1 protein-coding gene is annotated in these 1,337 nt (G+C 64.9%); it reads right to left on the bottom strand.

Annotated elements, in window-relative coordinates; all coding sequences use genetic code 11:
• Positions 1 to 1,337 (bottom strand): amino acid adenylation domain-containing protein (locus NR164_RS30225; RefSeq protein WP_256823671.1); only part of this gene is annotated, 1,337 nt, incomplete at both ends.

Below are 1,337 nucleotides of genomic sequence, written 5' to 3'. Positions count from 1 at the left end.
TTCACCTGGTGGTCGACACGGCCGAGGTAATCCACCACGCCATCCGGGCGGCCACGGGTCAGGTCGCCGCTGCGGTACACGCGGCTGCCGGGTTTGCCGAACGGGTCGGGGACGAAGCGTTCGGCGGTGAGTGCCGGGCGCTCCAGATAACCACGTGCCACGCCCTCGCCGCCCAGGTACAGCTCGCCAGCGACGCCGATAGGTTGCAGGTTGAGTTGGGCGTCGAGGATGTAGCCGCTGCGGTTGCCCAACAGCGTGCCGATCGGTGCATACACGGCGCCGCACGGATCGCCGCGACGTGCCTTCCACAGCAACGGCGTAACCACGGTTTCGGTCGGGCCGTAGCCGTTGAACAGATAAGTGGGTTTCAGCGCACGCCAGGCCAGGTCGTAGCTCGCTTGCGCCACCGCGTCACCGCCAAAGCAATACACGCGCACCTTCGGCGGATTACCGTCGCGTTCGGCATGCTCGGCCAGTTGTTGCAGGTACACCGGCGGGAACACGGCCATGGTCACGTTGTGACGGTGCATTTGCGCGTAGGTGTATTCCGGCAGCCACAGGCTGTCATCGCGGATCAGCACGCTGGCGCCGTTGATCAGTGGGTGCATCCAGCCTTCGTGGGAGCCGTCGAAGGCGAAAGACATGAAGTGCAATTCGCAATCGGCCGGGCCGGTTTCGTAGCGTTCGCCGGTGGCGATGATATGCGCCACCAGCGGACCGTGGGCCACCGCCACGCCTTTCGGCATGCCCGTAGAGCCCGAGGTGTAGATCACGTAGGCGAGGTTGTCGCCGTCGAGATCAACCGACGGCGCAGTGTCGCTGAAGCCGCTCCAGGCTTCGGTGCGGTCGATGGCCAGCGTATCCAGGCCTTCGGCAATCGGCAGTTGCCGCTGCACGGCGGTATGGGTCAACAGCAGCTTGGCGCGGCTGTCCTGCATCATGTACAGCAGGCGATCACGCGGGTATTCGACGTCCAGCGGCACATACACGCCACCAGCTTTCAGCACCGCGAGGAACGCCACCATGATCTCGGCACTGCGCGGCATGGCAATCGCCACGCGCACTTCCGGGCCAACACCACGGGCGATCAACGCGTGGGCCAACTGGTTGGCCTGGCGGTCCAGCTCGCCGTAGGTCAGGGTTTGTGCGTCGAACTTGATCGCGACTGCCTGCGGGTTTTCCCGCGCACGCTCGGCGACCAATTCATGTACCAGGCGCTGGGCCGGGAAGCCGGCGTCGGATTGATTCCACAACTGCAGAATGTGCCGCTGTTCATCCCCGTCCAGCAGGTTCAACTGGCCGAGGGTCTGCTGCGGATCGGCGACCATCGCCTGCAA

The sequence above is a fragment of the Pseudomonas sp. Pse79 genome (assembly GCF_024519615.1).
Classification (GTDB): Bacteria; Pseudomonadota; Gammaproteobacteria; order Pseudomonadales; family Pseudomonadaceae; genus Aquipseudomonas; species Aquipseudomonas veronii.
Note: the sequence above shows the minus strand (reverse complement) of the source record. Positions and strands in the feature narration are given on the sequence as shown.